The following is an 18232-nucleotide window of genomic DNA, read 5'->3' as shown; positions in this document are numbered from 1 at the left end:
GGATCGGGATCCGTCACGCCCGGCGCGGGTGGGGGGGGAACTGCGCCTTGCTGTGGGCTACTTCGGGAGCCAGCCCTTCCAGACGGACTCGTTGTCGGCGACCCACTTCTCCGCCGCCGCCTCGGGCGACATCTTCTGGTCGGCGATCATCAGGGACACGGCGTTCTGCTGCTCCGCGTTCCAGTTGAAGTTCTTGAGGAACTGGGCCGCCTTGCCGCCCTTCTTCGCGAAGTTGGCGTTCATGTACTTCGCGAGCGGGGTGGTCGGGTACTCGCAGTCGATGGCTTCCGGGGCCTTCGCCGCGCACTCGTCGCTGTACTTGGGGAGCTTGACCTCGACCATCGGGACCTGCTCGAACAGCCACTGCGGCTTGTACCAGTAGGTGAGGAAGGGCTTCTTGTCCTTGGCGAAGCGCTGGATCTGGGTGATCTGCGCGGCCTCGGAACCCGAGAAGACGACCTGGTAGTTGAGCTTCAGGTTGTCGACGAGGGCCTTGTCGTTGGTGACGTAGGAGGGCGATCCGTCGAGGAGCTGGCCCTTGCCGCCGCTCTCGGCCGTCTTGAACTGGTCGGCGTACTTGTTGAGGTTGCGCCAGTCGGTGACGTCCGGATGCTTGTCCGCGAAGTACTTCGGGACCCACCAGCCGATGTGGCCGATGACGCCGACCTCGCCGGCCGGGACGATGGTCTTCTTGTCCTTGACGTAGCGGGCCTCCTGCTCGGGGTGGCCCCAGTCCTCCATGATCATGTCGACGCGGCCCTGGCTCAGGGCGTCCCAGGCGGGGACCTCGTCGACCTGGACGGTGTCGACCCGGTAGCCGAGTTCGCGTTCCAGGATGAGCTTGGCGACGGCGACGTCGGCCTGGGCGCCGACCCAGGACTGGACGGAGAGGGTGACCGTCTTCGCGCCGGCCGCGTTGGCGTACGGGGACGCCTGCTGGGTCATGTCGGCGGCGCCGCAGCCGGTGAGGAGGAGTGCGCCGAGGCCGAGTGCGGTCGTTTTGAGTGCCGTACGGCGGGAGATGTTCACGCGTCCTCCTTGCGGGCCGCGCGCGAGGGCTGCGTGACCCGGTCGAGCATCAGGCCCAGGCATACGATCGCGGCGCCCGCCTTGAGGCCGGTGGCCAGGTCGCCCTGGGCGAGGCCGAAGACGACGTCGTAACCGAGTGCGCCACCGCCGACCAGGCCGCCGATGATGACGACGGCGAGCACCAGGACCACACCCTGGTTGACGGCGAGGAGCAGGGAAGGCCTGGCCAGCGGGAGCTGGACCTGGCGGAGCTGCTGGCCGCTGGTGGCGCCGAGCGAGCGCGCCGATTCCATGGCGGCGGGGCTGACCTGCTGGAGGCCCTGCGTGGTGATGCGTACGACGGCCGGGAGGGCGTAGACCACGGCCGCCGCGGCTGCCGGGGCGCGGCCGACGCCGAAGAGGGCGACGACCGGGATGAGGTAGACGAACTGCGGCATCGTCTGCATCACGTCGAGGACCGGGCGCAGGATCCGCTCCAGGCGGCTGCTGCGGGAGGCGGCGATGCCGACCGCGAAGCCGATGACCAGGGTCACGGCGACGGCGGCGAGGACCTGGGAGAGCGTGTCCATGGACGGCTTCCAGACGCCCAGGACGCCGATCCCGGCCATGGCGAGCGCGGCGGTGAGCGCCGACTTCCAGGTGCCGATCAGCCAGGCCAGGGCGGCGGCCAGGAGCAGCACCGCGTACCAGGGCAGGGAGGTCAGGCCCGAGCGGACGGGGTCGAGGATCCACGAGGTGAAGTGGGCGGCCCAGTCGGCGGTGCCGCCGATGACGGGCACCCCGGAGTAGAGGTGGTCGGTCATCCAGCCGACGGCCGTGTTGACGGTCGGGGCGATCTCGACCGACCACGAGGTGGGCCACAGGAGGGCGCCGGCGAGGCGGGTCGCGACGGCGACGGCCGCGACGACGGCCAGGCCGATCAGTGCGGGGGTCCAGGAGCGGCCGTGTTCGCGGTTCCCGGAGCCCGCCGCCGCGGTCACGCGGTCGAGGACGATCGCCATCAGCACGATGGGGAGTCCGGCCGCCAGTGCCTGGCCGACGTCCACCGAGGCGAGCGCCTGGTAGACGCGGTCGCCGAGGCCCGCGGCGCCGATGACGGACGCGATGACGGCCATGGAGAGCGCCATCATGATCGTCTGGTTGAGGCCGAGCAGGATCTCCTTGCGGGCGAGCGGCAGGCGGGCCGTCAGCAGGCGCTGGCGGGCCGTCGCGCCCAGGGACTCGACCGCTTCGAGCACGCCCTTGTCGGCGCCGCGCAGACCGAGTGCGGTCAGGCGGGCCATCGGCGGAGCCGCGTACACGACGGTCGCCAGGACGGCGGCCGGGACGCCGATGCCGAAGATCAGGACGACGGGCAGCAGGTACGCGAAGGCCGGGAGCACCTGCATGGTGTCCAGGACGGGGCGCAGCGCCCGGAACGTACGGTCCGAAAGGCCTGCGGCGAGGCCGAGCAGCCCGCCGAGCACGACGGACGCGAGGACGGCCACGGCCATCAGCGCGAGCGTCTGCATCGTCGGCACCCACATGCCGAGCAGGCCGCAGGTGGCGAGCGCGGCGAGGGTTCCGACGGCGAGCTTCACGCCTGCCGCGCGCCAGGCGATCAGCGCGGCGAGGACGGTGGTGCCGGCCCAGCCGAGGGCGAGCAGCACCAGGTAGACGGCGCGTACGGAGAGGACGACCGCGTTGGAGATGTGGCCGAAGAAGTACAGGAAGAGGGGGTGGCCGTCGCGGTTGTCGATGATCCAGTCGCTGACCTTGCCGAGGGGCTCGGTCACGTCGACGGTCAGTGCGGCGGGCCAGGTGCCGGACGCCCAGCGGGCGTGCGCGAGGGGGATCAGGACCGCGGCGGCGAGGAGCAGCGCGGCGAGCTTGAGGAGGGAGGGGTGGCGAGCCATCGTGGCGCGCAAACCACCCTCCTGCGGGCGGGAGTTGGCGGTGGTGGCGACGGCGGTCATGCGGTCACCTCGCCGGTCGGGCGGGGGTGGGCCGGAGCCGGGGAGCGGAGCTCCGCGCAGGGGGCCGCCCCCTTGCCCGCCCGTTCCGCCCCCAAGGGGCGGCCCCGCCGCCCAAGGAGGCTGGGGCACCCCTTCAGGGGCGCGGGGCCTCGCTGACTGTGCGGCTTCCGCCGCGTGGGCGCGACCAGCCACGACGGACCCGCAGGAGGGTGGAGGAGGGTCGTACTCGCGTACCTCATCAGGCCGTCACCGCCATGGCGGAAGCTCCCGCCACCACGCCCAGCAGGCACGCCCGGTCGACCATGCCCAGCAGGCGGCCGTCGGTCATCACGCGGGCGGTGGGCTCCCCGGTGCGGACCAGGGCCTCGATCGCTTCGGAGACAGGTGCTCCGGGTGCGATCGCCGGACCACCGGACTCCGCCTCCCCCGGCTCGGGGGCCCGCATCGCGGAGGCCACCGTGAGGACCTGCTCGCGCGGGACGTCACGGACGAAGTCGCGTACGTAGTCGTTGGCCGGGGAACCGACGATCTCCTCCGGGGTGCCGAGCTGGACTATCTCGCCGTCGCGCATCAGCGCGATGCGGTCGCCCAGGCGCAGCGCCTCGTTGAGGTCGTGCGTGATGAAGACCATCGTGCGGCCCTCCTCCTCGTGGAGGCGGATGACCTCTTCCTGCATGTCGCGCCTGATGAGCGGGTCCAGTGCGCTGAACGGCTCGTCGAAGAGCAGGACTTCGGGGTCCACCGCGAGCGCGCGGGCCAGGCCGACGCGCTGCTGCTGGCCGCCGGAGAGCTGGCCGGGGCGGCGGCCTTCGAGGCCGTCGAGGCCGACCTTGGCGATGACCTCGGCGGCCTTGGCGCGGCGTTCGGCCTTGCCCATGCCCTGGACCTCCAGGCCGTACGCGACGTTGTCGAGGACGGTGCGGTGCGGGAGCAGGCCGAAGTGCTGGAACACCATGGCGGCGCGGTGCCGGCGCAGTTCGCGCAGGCGTGCCTTGTCCATGGAGAGGACGTCCTCGCCGTCGATGGCGAGGCTGCCCGAGGTCGGCTCGATGAGCCGGGTCAGACAGCGGACCAGGGTCGACTTGCCGGAGCCCGAGAGGCCCATCACGACGAAGACCTCGCCCTTGCGGACGTCGAAGGACACGTCGCGCACGGCGGCCGTGCAGCCGGTGCGCTCGCGCAGCTCGGCGACGGACAGACCGGTGAGGTCCTTGTCGCCGGGGATCCTGTCGGCCTTGGGGCCGAAGACCTTCCAGAGGTTCTGGACGGAGAAGACGGGCTCGGCGACGGGCCCGGTACTGGCGGCGCTCTCAGTGGTCGTCGTACTCATTACGCGGCACCTCCGGAGATGGTCGGTTGCTGCTGGAGAAGTTCTGCGCACTTCTCGCCGACCATCAGGACCCCGATCATCGGGTTGACGGCGGGCATCGTCGGGAAGACGGACGCGTCGGCGATGCGGATGCCGTCGAGCCCCTTGATCTTCAAGTCCGGTGTGACGACCGCGAGTTGGTCGTCGGAGGCACCCATCTTGCACGTACCGGCCGGGTGGTACACCGTGTGCGCGACCTTGCGGGCGTACTCGCTGATGTCCTCGTCCGACGTGACCTCCGGGCCGGGGCACACCTCGCGCTTCAGCCAGCCGGAAAGCGGAGCCGCCTTCGCGATCTCGCGGGCGACCTTGATGCCGTCGACGAGGGTGCGGCCGTCGTAGTCGTCCTCGTCGGTGAAGTACCGGAAGTCGAGGGCGGGCTTTACGGCCGGGTCGGCGCTGGTGAGGTAGAGCCGGCCGCGGCTGCGCGGCTTGGGGATGTTCGGGGTCATCGACACGCCGTGCGCGGGGCGCTCGTAGCCGAGGCGCTCCGGGTTGTCGGTGAAGGGGATCTGGTAGAAGTGGAACATCAGGTCCGGGCCCGCGTGCTGCGGGTCGCGCTTCACGAACAGACCCGCGTCGGAGTCCATCGCCGAGTTCTCGGGGATCGGCCCGTCCGTCTCCCAGACGATGACCGACTCGGGGTGGTCGAGGAGGTTCTCGCCGACGCCGGGGAGGTCGACGGCCACGGGTATGCCGAGCGCTTCGAGGTCGGCGGCCGGGCCGATGCCGGAGTGCATGAGCAGGCGGGGGGTGTCCACCGCGCCCGCGCAGACGAGGACCTCGCGGGTGGCCCGTACGAGAATCTCTTCGCCGTCCTTGGTGCGGACGTGGACGCCGCGGGCGCGGGTGCCTTCCAGCTCCAGCTTGTGTGCCCAGGTCTCCAGCAGGATGTGGAGGTTGGGGCGGTCGAGGAAGGGGTGCAGGTACGCGACCGAGGCGGAGGACCGCTTGTTGTTCTCGGGGTGGTAGGCGAGGTCGAAGAAGCCGACGCCGTCCTCGAAGGGCTTCTTGTTGAAGCCTTCGACGCGCGGGACGCCGAGGGCGCTCTGCGCGGCGTCGACGAAGTCGCGGGCGATGGCGTTGCGGTCCTTCTCGTCCACCGGGACGACGTTGTTGCGCAGCTTGCCGAAGTACGGGTCCATGGCGGCGGAGCCCCAGCCCTCGGCGCCGTTGGCCTCCCACTCGTCCCAGTCGGACGGCAGCGGCTTGAACGCGATGAGGGTGTTGTGCGAGGAGCAGCCGCCGAGTACGCGGGCCCTGCTGTGCCGGATGTGCGAGTTGCCGCGCGGCTGCTGAGTCGTGGGGTAGTCGTAGTCGAGGTCACCCCCGAGGAGGCCCATCCAGCGGCGGAGGGTGAGGACGTCGGGGCGGTCGACGTCGGTCGGGCCGCCCTCGATGACGGCGACGCGGACGGTGGGGTCCTCGGTGAGGCGGGAAGCGATCACCGAACCTGCGGTGCCGCCGCCGATGACGACGTAGTCGTACTCGTGGATGGTCTCGGGCATGGAAGCTGCTCCTCTTCTTGCGGAAGGTGCTGCGCGTAATGGGGGGTAGGGCGGGGGCGGGCTCACGGCCCAAGGAGGCTCGGGGCTCGGGGGCAGGCGTTTAGGGGCGCGGGGAACTGCGCGGCCGGCCACGACGCACCCGCACAGAACAATCCCCGCCCGGTCGGGCAACCCCAGGGGCCCGGGCGGAGCCCGGGAGGTCGGTCCCGCCCCGCGCCCGAGCGGCTAGCCCGCGAACCAGCGGACCGGCGCCGGCGCCAGGTTCTGGTAGATGTGCTTGGACTCGCGGTATTCGGCGAGACCCGCCGGCCCCAGCTCCCGGCCGATGCCGGACTTGCCGAAGCCGCCCCACTCGGCCTGCGGCAGGTACGGGTGGAAGTCGTTGATCCAGACCGTGCCGTGCCGCAGCTTCGCGGCGACGCGGCGGGCGCGGCCCGCGTCGGCGGACCAGACGCCGCCCGCGAGGCCGTACTCGGTGTCGTTGGCGAGGACGATCGCCTCGGCCTCGGTGGTGAAGGTCTCGACGGTGAGGATCGGCCCGAAGGTCTCCTCGCGCACGACGCGCATCTCGCGGTGGCAGCCGTCGAGGACGGTCGGGCGGTAGAAGTAGCCCTCGTAGCCCGGGCCTTCGGGGCGCTTGCCGCCGGCGCGCAGGACCGCACCCTCTTCGAGGGCGGCGGCGACGTAGTACTCGGTCTTCTCCAGTTGCTGCGCGGAGACCAGCGGCCCGCACTCCACGCCCTGCTCCGTGCCCCGTCCGATGCGGATCTTCTCGGCGCGGCGCGCGAGTTCGGCGACGAAGCGCTCGCTGACGGACTCCTCGACGATGAGGCGCGAACCGGCGGAGCAGACCTGGCCGCTGTGGATGAACGCGGCGTTCAGGGCCTGGTCGACGGCGGTGTCGAAGCCTTCTTCGGTGGCGCAGGCGTCGGCGAAGACGACGTTGGGGTTCTTGCCGCCGAGTTCGAGGGCGACCTTCTTGACCGTCTCGGCCGCCGCCTGCATCACCTTCGTACCGCTGAGCAGGCCACCGGTGAAGGAGACCAGGTCGACGTCGGGGTGCTCGGACATGCGGGCGCCCACGGAGGCTCCCGGGCCGGTGACGATGTTGGCGACGCCCGCGGGCAGACCCGCCTCGGCGAGCAGCGCGATCAGCGCGACGGTCGTCATGGGGGTGATCTCGCTGGGCTTGATCACGAAGGTGTTGCCCGCGGCGAGCGCCGGGGCTATCTTCCAACTCGCCTGCAGCAGCGGGTAGTTCCACGGCGTGATCAGCGCGCACACACCCACCGGCTCGTGCACGACGACGCTGTGGATCCCGGGCGAGCCCGCGTCGACGACACGGCCGCCGCTCTCGTTCATGACGAGGTCCGCGAAGTAGCGGAAGGCGTCGGTGACGCAGTCGATGTCGACGCGGCCCTCCTCGACGGTCTTGCCCGCGTCCTGCGCCTCCAGCCGGCCCAGCTCCTCGCGGTCGCGCTGGAGCAGGTCGGCGACGCGGCGCAGCAGGGCGGCGCGGTCGGCGGTCGGGGTCAGCGGCCACACGCCCTGCCCACCCGCGAAGGCCTCGCTCGCGGCGGCAACGGCGGCGTCGACGTCGTCCGCGCCGCCCTCGGCGACCACGGCGAACGGCTTCGCTTCCGCGGGGTCGAGGATGTCGCGCGTGGCGCCGGACATGGCTGCCTGCCACTCCCCGCCCACATGGATGGTCTTTTCAGCCGACACGTCGTTTTCGCCTTCCGTTACTTCCGGTACCGGTCCGGTACCGGCCCGGTACTGAGGTGCTCCTGCCAGCAGAACTGGCGGCAGGGCCCCTCCCCCCGGGGGCGGAAAGCATGCCGATTACGTGGCTGAAAGTGCCATGAGTCACTTACAGAGGGGACATAAGGCCTCATCCTGTCCGATATGGTCTTGGCCGGATCTGACCGTTCCGCTGGTCGGAGCGCTCGTCACCCAACTGGTCAGCGTGCTCGCCGCCCGCTGGTCAGCGCGACGGAACCGCCGCCGCGTCCTTGGCCAGGGCCACCGCCTGCGCCAGGCTCAGGCCGGGCTCGGCCTGGCGCAGCACCTTGATCGCGAGGATCGAGTCCGCCTTGGGTTCGACGCCCGCCGCTTCGATGCGTTCGCGGGCCCACCGGCCGCGCATCTCGGCACCGCTCCTGGCGGGCGCGGCCTCGACGACGGCGAGGGCGCGGAGGAGACCGGGGCGCTCGGCCTCCTCCGCGGTCTCGGCCGCCTGCCGCAGGGCGTCGAGGATCTCGTCGCGGTCGCTCAGTGCGACGATCTGTGTTTCGGGCCTGCTGAAGAAGCCGGGCACGGGGACCTCCAAGGTTCGTACGCTGGTCACTGGCAGCCTGCTCGGAAGCGCTCACCGCGAACCGGGAATTGATCAACATCTGAGGTAACGGGCAGGCCGGGTCAGGGAGCTTCGGCCCCGGGGACGGCGAAGTACCTCAGGACGGTGGCCAGGGTGCGGTACTGCTGCGGCCATTCGCCGACCGGAGCGGCGCTCACGAAGGCGTACTGCCGGCCGTCTTCGGCGCGGAACACCCGCTCCACGACCTGCATCCGGCGCCCCACCTCCGCACTGTCGTACGCGTAGACCAGTTCGGCGCTCTCGGCGAGCGGTTCGCCGGGCAGTTCACGGAGCCGGATCCGCTCGAAGCCGGGTTCGCCGAGGTTGTCGGAGAGGGTGACGCGGAGGGCGTCCATGGAGGAGATGTTCTGCTCGCTGATCGGCCAGAACTGGAGGTAGTGCATCCCCTGCCGCCCCTTGGGCTCCTCCGCGGGACGGTAGAAGACGACCGTCGACTTCGGCTCGGAACGCTGCCAGCCGCTGGGGACGGCGAGGATGATGCCGGATTCGTCCGGGATCACGGAGAAGCCTTCCGGCCCGGGGCCGATGGGGCGGTCGCCCGGGGCGGTGGGCTCGTCCGTGCTGTCCGTGCTGCCTGTGCTGCCTGTGCTGCCCGTACCGTCCGTGCTGCCCGTGCCTTCGGTGTCCGGCGTGACCGGCAGGGCGCTGGACGAGGCGGACGTCTGCGGTGAACCCGCCGATCCGGCAGGGGACTTGCCGGTGTCCCGCTGCAGGAACCAGGCCGTGCCCACGCCCACCACCAGGGCCAGCACCACCACGAGGACGCCGGCCGGGGTGATCCGCGCCCGTGGACGGCCGCCGCCCGGCGTCGGCGCGGGCGGCTGCGGCGCCGGTCGCCCGCGCGGCGGAGACGGTGGAGTCGGTGAGGTCGGTGAGGTCGGTGAAATCCGCGGAGACTGCGGGGTCGGCGGGACCAGCGGGGGCGACGGCGAGCGGTCCGCCGACGGTTCGCGGTACGGATCCCGGTAGGGCCCGCGATGCGGATCCGGCCCGCCGGGAGGAGGAGCCGGTGGCGGTGCGGGCGGCGGTGTCTCGCGTGCCGGTGTGCGGCGCGGGCCGTACGGCGCGGCGGTGTCCCAGCTCTGTGTCTCCTCGTTCCAGAACGAGTCGTCGTCCCCGCCCCTGGCGGCCACCGCTCAGCCCCCCAGCACCCCGACCGCCTGCCCGACGGCAACGCCGGATGCGAGCATCGCGGTCACGCCCTCGGCGGTGGTCAGTGCCGTGCGCAGTCTGGCGAGCCGGGAGGGGGCGGCTGCGCCCGTGGTCGTGATGTCGTCCTCGGCGGCGACGAGTTCGGCATCGAGTACGGCGATTGGCTCCGTACGGGTACAACGCGCGAGGTCGGCCCGTAGGTTCCGTACCGCGAGAAGGAGTTCCGCCTGATCCGCGTCGCGCGGGACGGCTGCCGCACCGGAGTCCCCGTGGTGCTCGTTGCGCACGTCGTTGTGGTCGCCCACCACGAAGGCGCTGTTCGTGACCGGGCCGACGGAGATCCCCGGCCGGAATTCTTCATGTGGTGCCATGTGTACCGCCACCCCGGTTGCCGTTCGTGTTGCCGTCCGTACCGCTGACCGTGTTGCTGATCGAGTTGTCGTTGCCGAAGACGACGGAGCTGTTGTTCACGTCGCCGAAGATGTTCAGCGTCCTGTTCATCACGTACGTGATCTGCTGGGCGAGCTGCTCGGTCTGCCAGCCCGCGTCGTGCAGCGCGGCCGTCACCCCGCTCGCGATCCGGTCCCCGATGCTCTTGAGGTACCGGCTGAAGTCCATCCCCTGGAAGAGCGACGCGTCCGCGTCCGACCCCAACTCCCTTACGGACAGGGCCGGTCCGTCCGGCAGCGCCCCGCCGTACCCGCCGGTCAGCAGCTTCCAGGTGCTGGTGACTCCCCGTCCGAGCGTGATCAGTGCCCGGCCGGGCGAGGCGGGGGTGTGCGCGAGCGCCCAGGCCACCTTGCCGAACCAGCTGTTGTTCCGGTACTGGTGCGCGAGCCGGTCCGCCGCCTGGAACAGCGGCCGCACCGGCAGCAGTACGTGCGGGGCGACCTCCAGCATCAGCATCCCGCCCTGTGTGTGCACCCGTACGAACACCGTGGTGACGACCTCCTCGCTCCAGCCGCCCACCCGGATCCGCAGGAAGTGCCGCCGCGTCTCGCCGCCCTCCTCCACCGCGCCCGCCAGGTGCCGCCCGGTCCTGCCCGCCTCGTACGGCGCCAACTCGCGCCGCGGCAGGCCGGTGACCGGCAGGAACACGCACTCGTCGAGCTGGAGCTCGCGCAGCCGGTCGCGTACCGCGGCGGCCCGCACCGGGTCGCCCGAAGGGATGCGCAGCCCTTCGAGGAGAGGGCGGATGCGGTGCAGCACCGCCTCGTTGGTGAGCGGAGCGGGCGGCTCCGCACGGTCTGCGCGGGGTTTCAGCTCCACCGCGAGGGACCACGGCCGGAAGGGGATCCCCGCGCCGCAGAACGGGTCGCCGGACCGGTACATGATCAGTGGCGAGTGCTGCTCGATCCTGATCCGCCCGCGCAGCCGCTCGAAGCGCGTCCCGCCCAGCTCCTCCGCCGGGTCGGCCGAGCGGTGGGTGAACTGCCGCACCGACAGCTCGTGCGCCAGCACCCGGGCGAACTGGCCGCGCTGGAACCCCACTCCGACGGCGATCAGCGCGAACAGGACGAGGGCGATCAGAGCCTGCCGCGACTCGCCCGACGACACCGTGACCGTCGGCACCGCGTCCGGCAGCAGCACGTTCACCGCGCCCGTACCGCCGAAGTCGGTGGACGTTTCGTCGGGGCCGGAGAACACGATCGCGAGGAGGGCGAGCAGGACGAACGCCAGCATGATCCGCGCGTACAGCCGGACCAGGAAGGCCACGACCAGCCGGGGCCACGGCGGGTTCCGCTCCCGCCCCCTGATCCACCCGGCGACCGTGAGGGTGACGCACGGGACGAGCAGCAGCACGAACAGCGCCCCGGTCAGCGCCACCGCGAGCACCCACACCGCCAACATGCCGACCGCCCAGGCGAGTTCGGCCCGGCGGGCCCGCAGCGCGTGGGCGAGGACCCGGGTCGCGTCGATGCCGTACGAGGGGGCGGCGATGCGCTCCTCGTGGACGTACAGCTCCTCGATCACGGCGTCGCGGTACGCACCGTCCAGGTACGACCCGGCGCACAGCAGCCTGCATGCCTCGCTGGCGGCCGGGTCGACGGGCGGTCTGGCGGCGGGCCGGGCGTTCGTTCCACTGTGCTGTGTCACCGGCGGTCCCTGGTTTCCCGTGAAGGGCGGCGACATAAAGGCGCCGTAAAGGGGGCTGACAAGCATAGGGCCGCCGGGGCCTCCCCCGTAACCCTGCGTGGGCAGGTCCGGGAGACGGTTCTTTCTAGTGCAGGTCGCGGCCCGGGACGTGCTCCAGGTCGTGGTCCAGGTCGTCGGCGGGCGCGTCCTTCACCTGCAGCCCCGCCACCCACAGGGGCATCATCCAGTGCAGTACGAAGACGCCGGCGAGGAGCGGGGCGACATACGCCCGGGTCAGCTGACCGTCGGTGAACGCCGCGGCCAGCCACAGGCCTGCCGCCGCTCCGGCGATCAGCGCGCCCGTCATCTTGTGCGCCGTGCTGCGCGCCCGCTCGCGCTCCATCAGCTGCCGCTCGTCCAGCACGCGGCGGCGCAGCTCGAAGATGCCGCGGGTGGCGGCGTTGAGGATGCCGGTGGCGATGCAGTACGGCAGGAGGAGGGCTATCAGCGCGAAGGCGGCCCACAGTTGCTCATGGCTGTACAGCGCCACCAGCAGGGCGACCTCGGCGCACGTCAGGGCGACGTGCGCACCGACGGCGGCCCGGCGGCGGCCGACGGTGGCGTACAGCGCGCTCCCCCGCGGGTCGTTCATCAGGGCGTGCATCCGGCGGTCGTAACGGGTCACCGTGGGGTTCGCGTTCATGGCTGTGCCTTCCTGCCGTAGATCTCTTCCGTGAGCGAACCGAAGGGCTCCAGGGAGAACAGCGCCTCCACCGGGAGCTCGAAGAACGCGGCGACCCTCAGGGCCAGGTCGAGGCTGGGGTTGTACTGCCCGCGCTCGATGTAGCCGATGGTCTGGTAGTGGACTCCCACCGCCTCGGCGAGGGCCTGCCGCGACACTTTTCGCTCGGCCCTCACCACAGCCATTCTGTTGTGCACCTGCTCGCTCATGTATAAGAAGTACTACATCTGGCAGTAGGAGCACAACAGTGTTGGGCCGCACAATGCGCAAAAACCCCCGGCAGTTGAACTGCCGGGGGTTTTTCGTGAAGCGAATCAGGCCGGAACGGACCAGATCAGGCCGGAGCGGCTCAGATCAGGCCGGAACGGCTCAGATCAGGCCGAGCTCGCGCACCGCGTCGCGCTCTTCCTTCAGCTCCTGGACCGACGCGTCGATGCGCGTGCGGGAGAAGTCGTTGATCTCCAGGCCCTGGACGATCTCGTACTTGCCGTCCTTGCAGGTGACCGGGAAGGACGAGATGAGGCCCTCGGGGACGCCGTAGGAGCCGTCCGACGGGATGCCCATCGAGGTCCAGTCGCCGGCGGCCGTGCCGTTGACCCACGTGTGCACGTGGTCGATGGCGGCGTTGGCGGCCGAGGCGGCCGAGGACGCGCCACGGGCCTCGATGATCGCGGCGCCGCGCTTGGCGACGGTCGGGATGAAGGTGTCGGCCAGCCACTTCTCGTCGCCCACGACCTCGGCGGCGTTCTTGCCTGCGACCTCGGCGTGGAAGATGTCCGGGTACTGGGTGGCCGAGTGGTTGCCCCAGATCGTGAGCTTCTTCAGCTCGGAGACCGGGGTGCCGGTCTTCTTCGAGAGCTGCGAGAGCGCACGGTTGTGGTCGAGGCGCGTCATCGCGGTGAAGCGCTCGGCCGGTACGTCCGGGGCGGCGGCCTGCGCGATGAGCGCGTTGGTGTTGGCCGGGTTGCCGACGACGAGCACGCGGATGTCGTCCGCGGCGTTGTCGTTGATGGCCTTGCCCTGGGGCTTGAAGATGCCGCCGTTGGCGGAGAGCAGGTCGCCGCGCTCCATGCCCTTCGTACGGGGGCGGGCGCCGACGAGCAGCGCGACGTTGGCGCCGTCGAAGCCGACGTTCGGGTCGTCGGTGATCTCGATGCCCTGGAGCAGCGGGAAGGCGCAGTCGTCGAGCTCCATGGCGGTGCCCTCAGCGGCCTTCAGGCCCTGCGGGATCTCCAGAAGACGCAGCTTGACCGGCACGTCCTGGCCGAGCAGGTGACCGGAGGCGATGCGGAAGAGCAGCGCGTAGCCGATCTGTCCGGCCGCGCCGGTGACGGTGACATTCACGGGAGTGCGGGTCATGGCGATCTCCGTAAGACAAGCGAAGTGGCGGGGGTCCCTGCCCCTTGTGTGCTGGATATCTCGATGTGGAGAGATGTCCGCCCGTCAGGCTATCGCGCCCGGGACGGGACCGTCCCCCGGGTCCGTGTGGGACGGCGCACACCGGGCCCCGCCGGAGCCCGGGAACGCCAACGGCCGTCCGCGCAGAGGGGGGAAAAGCGCGAACGGCCGTCTCGGCCGGGTATACACCCGTGGGGGGATGACATCCGCTTGCCCCGAAGAGCGGCGGGCATGCCCCGTACTTCTGAAATTCTTTTCCGCCCCGGACCGCTCCGGGACGGTACGGCCCGGTTACTCCGGGACCGTGCAGTCCTTCGTACCGGACTTCAGCGTCGCGCAGGCCTTCGCCTCGTCCGCCGTGGCCGCCTCGACCATCTTGGTGTAGGCGTCCGTGGCGGCGCCGACCACACTCTTCTGGCCGGCCGCCGAGGTGTCCGAGGAGACGGTCACCTTGTCGCCGGATCCCGCACCGGTGATACGGGCCCAGGCCGCGCCGCAGGTCTTGCTGTAGCGGACCTCGATGGCGGCGGTGCCGACCTTGCCGCGGGCGGACGTGATGGCGTACTCGCCGCCGCAGCCCATCGCCTCGGGGTCCTTGCCCTCGCACGCCTTGCCGTTGCACTTGACCCCGGCGGGGAGCTTGGGCGCGGTGGACTTGGACTGCGACGCACCCGGCGTCTTGCCCGCCTGCGGGTCCTTCTCCTTGTCGCCGCCGGTCAGCAGGACCGCGGCGACGATCACCAGGAGCGCACCGACGACGCCCGCCAGGAACATCGTCAGCTTGCGCCGCTGACGCTGGCGGTCCGGCGCCGAGTTCGGCGGCGGCTGGTGCGAGGGACGCGGCGACTCGGGCGCCGACGGACGGCTGTTGTAGCTCTGACCCTGGTTGAAGCCGCGCTCGAAGTCGCTGGCGTAGTCCCGCTCGTGCTCGGAACGGCCCGTCGGGGGAAGACCCGTGGCGGGAAGGCCCGTGGTGGGAAGACCCGCCGTCGGAGGACCCGCCGCGGGGCGGCCGGCGGCGGGACGGGCAGGCGCGGACGGGCCCTGCCCGGTGCGCTGCTTGGTCAGCTCGCTCGGGATCCTCAGACTGGTGGTCATGTCGAAGGCGTCGTTGCTCGCGGGCCTGGCGGCACGCCGCTGCTGACCGGTGTCGGTCAGCTCCGGGTTCGCACCCCGGGACGGGCCGGTTCCGGCAGCGGAGCCAGGACGCGAGGGCGGAGCGGCGGCGCCGCCCTGCTTGCGCGCCTTCCCGTTCTTCCCCGCGGGCTGCCCGAACTCGCCCAGCGCGGCACGCGCCTGGGAGATCCGGATGGCCTCCATCGTCATGTCGTGGCGCATCTCGGAGCGGCTCCAGGCGCGCTCCGCGAGCTCCCACATGGTGGTGAGGTGAACGGGGTTGGTCCCGGTCACCTCGGACAGCGCGACGACCGCGCCCTTGGGTGCGAGCAGCCGTCCATTGAGATAGCGCTCCCAGGACGTCTTGCTGTACCCGGTGCGGTCCGCGACGGCCGCGACGCTCAGGCCGCTGCGGTCCACGAGCCTGCGCAGCTGGTTCGCGAACTCCCTGACCTGCGGGTCGAGTCCCTCCGGCAGCGCTTTCCAACGAGGCATTGCTTCCCCCTTGTCCCCCCGTACGTTCCTGATGTGCCCCGCGCTCTTTCCTGCCCCCTGCCCATGCCCCTTCGGCTCCTGCCTTTCCAGAGCCGGCGTACCCAGAGGGATGCGCAGAGCCAGGATGTCAGTTCCTGGGGCGGGAGCGCACGGGAGCAAATCGGAACTCCGGCGCACCCCATTGCGCGCTCCCGTTCCGATCGCCCGTACCAGTGTCCCATCGTTGCTGTGTGCGGATTGCCGGAGCCCTGACCTTCGGCCGAGCATGCCCGTTATGTCCGCACAAGTCCGCGCTTTCGCTGGATTTGACCGGCTTGACGCGAAACAAGATCTTTCAGGTGATCCACGACGGGGCACCGCAGCCCAAGACGGCACCCAACGCCGGAATAGTTCCCTCCAGTTGTGCACGTCGGTCATTTGTCGAAACACTCCGGGGCGCCGCCCGCCGCGGGCTCCAGACAGGCCCGCACGCCGGACGGATCGCGCGGGGCGAGCATCGGCGTGACGACCCAGCCTGTGGCATCCCCCACATCCACAGCCTCGGCGCGCATTACCTTTGTCATGGTTTTTCCGTTTCTCATCTCCGCTTCGGCCGCTGCGTCGGGGACCTCCCCCTCGTCCTCCAGTGCCGGGTAGAGCGCCACCTTGTCGCCCACCTTGAGGAAGGACGCCCGGACCCACACCGACCGGCAGACGCTGCTGTACCGGATCTCCAGCCGCTGGCCGCCGCGCGCGTAGCGGTCCACCAGCGAGGTCGCCGCCCCCGACTGACCGCATCCCATGCCCCGGGGCGTACGCCCCTCGCACCGCACACCGCGACAGCCCGCCTCCGCCGCAGCCCCGGTCGGCCGCAGGGACGGGCCGGTGCCGCCCGCTCCCCCGGGGCCGCCCGGGCTCCCGGCGCCGAGCGTGGCGAAGGCGACCACCACCGCTGCCGCACCCGCCAGCGCACCGGCCGCGATGAGGGCGTACGGCCGCCACGCCCCCTCCTGTTCCTTGACACGTCCCTCTGCGCGCCCCTCCGTCCTGCCCTCTGCGGCTCCCCCGGCGTATCCCTCGGCATGTCCTTCCGCGCGCCCCTCGGCGTGTCCCTGCACGGGCGCGGACCTGCCGCTCCAGGCCACGTCGGCCAGTTCCCACAGGGCGAGCAGCCGGGCGGCCGGTTCGGCCGCGACCGCGCACAGCGCCTCGACGGCCTGTCGGGGCACCGGCTTCTTGCCGTTGAGATAGCGCTCCCAGGACGACTTGCTGTACGGAGTGCGTTCCGCCAGCGCGGCCAGGCTCAGCCCGGTGCGCTCCTTCAACTCCCGCAGTTCCTTCGCGAGATGGGCGCACTCCCCGTCCGCCGTCTCCTTCTTCCGGTCACCGTTCTGCTCGCTCATCGGCGCAACTCCCGCCAGGTGTCCTCGCCGACAAGACCGTCCACGACCAGCCGCTGCCTCGTCTGCTGCCGCTGGAACGCCTCCACCGCGTCCTTCGTCCGCGTCCCGTACAGCCCGTCGACGGCCCCCGGGTCGAACCCGTGCCGGCGGAGCAGGCACTGCGCCTCGACCACGGCCCCGCCCCGCGCGTCGGGCATCAGCAGCGCGTCCCGGCTGACGCTGTGCCCGGCATAGCGCAGACCGTCCTTGCGCCCGGTCCCGCAGGGATATGTACGCCCCTCTTCGTACGTGTAGGCGCCTGCGGCCGAGGGCGCCCCCGCGCCGGACACCGTCCGGGCGAGCACGTACCCGGCGGCGAAGGCGCCCAGCAGCGCGAGCGCGGCGGCGCCGCACACCGCCGGGCCGAGCCGCACGGTCCTGGCCCCCCGCCCCGGGTCCGGGTCCGGGTCCGCCGGAACCTCCTTCGGTACGCACCCGCCGGCCGACCGCCCCCGGTCGCGTGCGGCGACGTCGTACAGCACCAGCAGTCTCGTCGGTTCGCTCCCGCAGACCCTGGCCAGCTCCTCGACCGCTTCCCTCGGCGGCGGCGTGCGGCCGTTGAGGTAGCGCTCCCAGGACGAGCGGCTGCTGGTGGTCCTCGACTCCAGTGCGGCCAGGCTGAGACCGCTGTGATCCTTCAACCGCCTGAGCTGGACGATCAGTTGACGCTCCCGCTCCCCCAGCTCCGACGGCAGTGTCTTCCAACGCGACATGTTCCACCCCGTACGCGCTCGTGCTTCTCCGGGGCGCAGCCCGGACCCCCGACCCGGAGAAGTCCTACCCCCGGCAGTCCCCACTCATGATGCGAAGGGCCGCCGCAGGGGTTCCCGGTCCGCGCGCGGTTCCCGCGCCACGGGGCGTCTTTCGGCCGACCGGTGACGTCCCGCGCATCCCACGGCGACGTCCTGGGACGGTGCGTCCCCGCAGCTCGGAGGGCGGGACGTCCCACGCTGTCCCTGTACTGCGGAGCGTTCTGGCGGCGACCGGAAGTCGCACCGCACAGTCGTTGCCGTACGGCAGGAATTCGCACAGCAGGAACTCGTACAGCAGGAACTCGTACAGCAGCAATGCGCACAGCAACGGGGAGGAACCACTCATGCAGTTCTCTCAGAAGCGCGGCGTCGCACTCGCCACCGCGACCCTGTCCGTCGGCGGGCTGTTCGCCGTCGGAGCGGCCCCTGGCGCGGCAGCCGCACCGGCCAGGACGCAGTCCGCCGTCCAGCCGGCCGCCCTGTCGTCGGCCGTCCAGTCGTCGTCCGTCCGGTCCGCCGACGTCAACGCCGCGGCCCGCTGCCGCTGGCCGAACGTCTGCTTCTACCGGGGCAACAGCTTCAAGGCCGCCTACAAGGACCGGGGCTACCAGCGGCTCGGCTCGCGCGCCCGCACGGCCAACTACGTCGTCAACACCCGCCGCGACGACGGCGCCCGCATCTACCTCCAGCGGCGCAACGGCAGCGGCAAGCACTGGGAGTGCGCCCGTCCGGGCCGCGCCTACAGCATCAAGTCGGGCTGGAAGCCGTACGCGATCGACATCCGCAACAGCCCGCGCTGCCGCTAGGAACCGCCCGCGACACACCGGTGGCCCGGCCTCTCC

At 71.3% G+C, this 18232-nt stretch carries 16 protein-coding genes; 1 reads left to right on the top strand and 15 read right to left on the bottom strand.

Features of this window, described 5'->3' with window-relative positions:
* Positions 1-57 precede the first annotated feature (57 nt).
* From ACWGIG_RS24170 to ACWGIG_RS24100, 15 genes are all read right to left on the bottom strand, one after another.
* Positions 58-945: an ABC transporter substrate-binding protein gene (locus tag ACWGIG_RS24170; RefSeq protein WP_453323746.1), complete on the bottom strand. Its 888-nt coding sequence runs from the start codon at positions 943-945 to the stop codon at positions 58-60.
* A gap of 80 nt (positions 946-1025) precedes the next feature.
* Positions 1026-2924 carry an ABC transporter permease gene (locus ACWGIG_RS24165; RefSeq protein ID WP_453323745.1) on the bottom strand — a complete coding sequence of 633 codons (1899 nt, stop codon included), beginning with the start codon at positions 2922-2924 and terminating at the stop codon, positions 1026-1028.
* Between the two features lie 298 nt (positions 2925-3222).
* Positions 3223-4314 carry a quaternary amine ABC transporter ATP-binding protein gene (locus ACWGIG_RS24160; RefSeq protein WP_453323743.1) on the bottom strand — a complete coding sequence of 364 codons (1092 nt, stop codon included), beginning with the start codon at positions 4312-4314 and terminating at the stop codon, positions 3223-3225.
* Complete coding sequence (locus ACWGIG_RS24155; RefSeq protein WP_453323742.1) at positions 4314-5861, bottom strand: GMC family oxidoreductase; 1548 nt, start codon at positions 5859-5861, stop codon at positions 4314-4316. Before ACWGIG_RS24155 ends, ACWGIG_RS24160 begins: the two co-directional genes overlap by 1 nt.
* A 225-nt stretch (positions 5862-6086) precedes the next feature.
* Entirely contained in the window at positions 6087-7538 is a 1452-nt protein-coding gene (locus ACWGIG_RS24150; RefSeq protein ID WP_453323744.1) for an aldehyde dehydrogenase family protein, read from the bottom strand.
* A gap of 307 nt (positions 7539-7845) precedes the next feature.
* Positions 7846-8208, bottom strand: coding sequence for a hypothetical protein (locus ACWGIG_RS24145; protein WP_453323741.1), 363 nt, complete (start codon positions 8206-8208; stop codon positions 7846-7848).
* Positions 8209-8279: 71 nt separating this feature from the next.
* Positions 8280-8996: a hypothetical protein gene (locus tag ACWGIG_RS24140; RefSeq protein ID WP_453323740.1), complete on the bottom strand. Its 717-nt coding sequence runs from the start codon at positions 8994-8996 to the stop codon at positions 8280-8282.
* A 378-nt stretch (positions 8997-9374) separates the two neighbouring features.
* Positions 9375-9761, bottom strand: coding sequence for a hypothetical protein (locus tag ACWGIG_RS24135; protein ID WP_453323739.1), 387 nt, complete (start codon positions 9759-9761; stop codon positions 9375-9377).
* Positions 9748-11487, bottom strand: coding sequence for a hypothetical protein (locus tag ACWGIG_RS24130; protein WP_453323738.1), 1740 nt, complete (start codon positions 11485-11487; stop codon positions 9748-9750). Before ACWGIG_RS24130 ends, ACWGIG_RS24135 begins: the two co-directional genes overlap by 14 nt.
* A gap of 124 nt (positions 11488-11611) precedes the next feature.
* The gene (locus ACWGIG_RS24125) at positions 11612-12169 is read right to left on the bottom strand and encodes a hypothetical protein (RefSeq protein WP_453323737.1); all 558 of its coding nucleotides are present in this window, start codon (positions 12167-12169) and stop codon (positions 11612-11614) included.
* The gene (locus ACWGIG_RS24120; RefSeq protein WP_453323736.1) at positions 12166-12417 is read right to left on the bottom strand and encodes a helix-turn-helix transcriptional regulator; all 252 of its coding nucleotides are present in this window, start codon (positions 12415-12417) and stop codon (positions 12166-12168) included. Before ACWGIG_RS24120 ends, ACWGIG_RS24125 begins: the two co-directional genes overlap by 4 nt.
* 160 nt (positions 12418-12577) lie before the next feature.
* Complete coding sequence (locus ACWGIG_RS24115; RefSeq protein ID WP_362428701.1) at positions 12578-13567, bottom strand: malate dehydrogenase; 990 nt, start codon at positions 13565-13567, stop codon at positions 12578-12580.
* A gap of 330 nt (positions 13568-13897) precedes the next feature.
* Complete coding sequence (locus ACWGIG_RS24110; protein ID WP_453323735.1) at positions 13898-15217, bottom strand: helix-turn-helix domain-containing protein; 1320 nt, start codon at positions 15215-15217, stop codon at positions 13898-13900.
* A gap of 413 nt (positions 15218-15630) precedes the next feature.
* The gene (locus ACWGIG_RS24105) at positions 15631-16599 is read right to left on the bottom strand and encodes a helix-turn-helix domain-containing protein (RefSeq protein ID WP_453323734.1); all 969 of its coding nucleotides are present in this window, start codon (positions 16597-16599) and stop codon (positions 15631-15633) included.
* Positions 16596-17351 (bottom strand): peptidoglycan-binding protein, encoded by a 756-nt coding sequence (locus ACWGIG_RS24100; protein WP_453323733.1) that lies wholly within the window; start codon positions 17349-17351, stop codon positions 16596-16598. The genes ACWGIG_RS24105 and ACWGIG_RS24100 overlap by 4 nt, the downstream gene beginning before the upstream one ends.
* Before the next feature lie 383 nt (positions 17352-17734).
* Between ACWGIG_RS24100 and ACWGIG_RS24095 the strand changes: the two genes are divergently transcribed.
* Positions 17735-18196, top strand: coding sequence for a hypothetical protein (locus tag ACWGIG_RS24095; protein ID WP_453323732.1), 462 nt, complete (start codon positions 17735-17737; stop codon positions 18194-18196).
* Positions 18197-18232 lie beyond the last annotated feature (36 nt).

The organism is Streptomyces sp. NPDC054863 (assembly GCF_053610825.1).
Note: the sequence above shows the minus strand (reverse complement) of the source record. Positions and strands in the feature narration are given on the sequence as shown.

Bases quoted from the DNA above. Each gene is read 5' to 3' on its own strand.
- ACWGIG_RS24165 (WP_453323745.1), bottom strand. From the start codon at position 2,924: ATGGCTCGCCACCCCTCCCTCCTCAAGCTCGCCGCGCTGCTCCTCGCC.
- ACWGIG_RS24095 (WP_453323732.1), top strand. From the start codon at position 17,735: ATGCAGTTCTCTCAGAAGCGCGGCGTCGCACTCGCCACCGCGACCCTG.
- ACWGIG_RS24170 (WP_453323746.1), bottom strand. From the start codon at position 945: ATGACCCAGCAGGCGTCCCCGTACGCCAACGCGGCCGGCGCGAAGACG.
- ACWGIG_RS24105 (WP_453323734.1), bottom strand. From the start codon at position 16,599: ATGAGCGAGCAGAACGGTGACCGGAAGAAGGAGACGGCGGACGGGGAG.
- ACWGIG_RS24120 (WP_453323736.1), bottom strand. From the start codon at position 12,417: ATGAGCGAGCAGGTGCACAACAGAATGGCTGTGGTGAGGGCCGAGCGA.
- ACWGIG_RS24100 (WP_453323733.1), bottom strand. From the start codon at position 17,351: ATGTCGCGTTGGAAGACACTGCCGTCGGAGCTGGGGGAGCGGGAGCGT.
- ACWGIG_RS24125 (WP_453323737.1), bottom strand. From the start codon at position 12,169: ATGAACGCGAACCCCACGGTGACCCGTTACGACCGCCGGATGCACGCC.
- ACWGIG_RS24150 (WP_453323744.1), bottom strand. From the start codon at position 7,538: ATGTCCGGCGCCACGCGCGACATCCTCGACCCCGCGGAAGCGAAGCCG.
- ACWGIG_RS24110 (WP_453323735.1), bottom strand. From the start codon at position 15,217: ATGCCTCGTTGGAAAGCGCTGCCGGAGGGACTCGACCCGCAGGTCAGG.
- ACWGIG_RS24160 (WP_453323743.1), bottom strand. From the start codon at position 4,314: ATGAGTACGACGACCACTGAGAGCGCCGCCAGTACCGGGCCCGTCGCC.
- ACWGIG_RS24155 (WP_453323742.1), bottom strand. From the start codon at position 5,861: ATGCCCGAGACCATCCACGAGTACGACTACGTCGTCATCGGCGGCGGC.
- ACWGIG_RS24115 (WP_362428701.1), bottom strand. From the start codon at position 13,567: ATGACCCGCACTCCCGTGAATGTCACCGTCACCGGCGCGGCCGGACAG.
- ACWGIG_RS24135 (WP_453323739.1), bottom strand. From the start codon at position 9,761: ATGGCACCACATGAAGAATTCCGGCCGGGGATCTCCGTCGGCCCGGTC.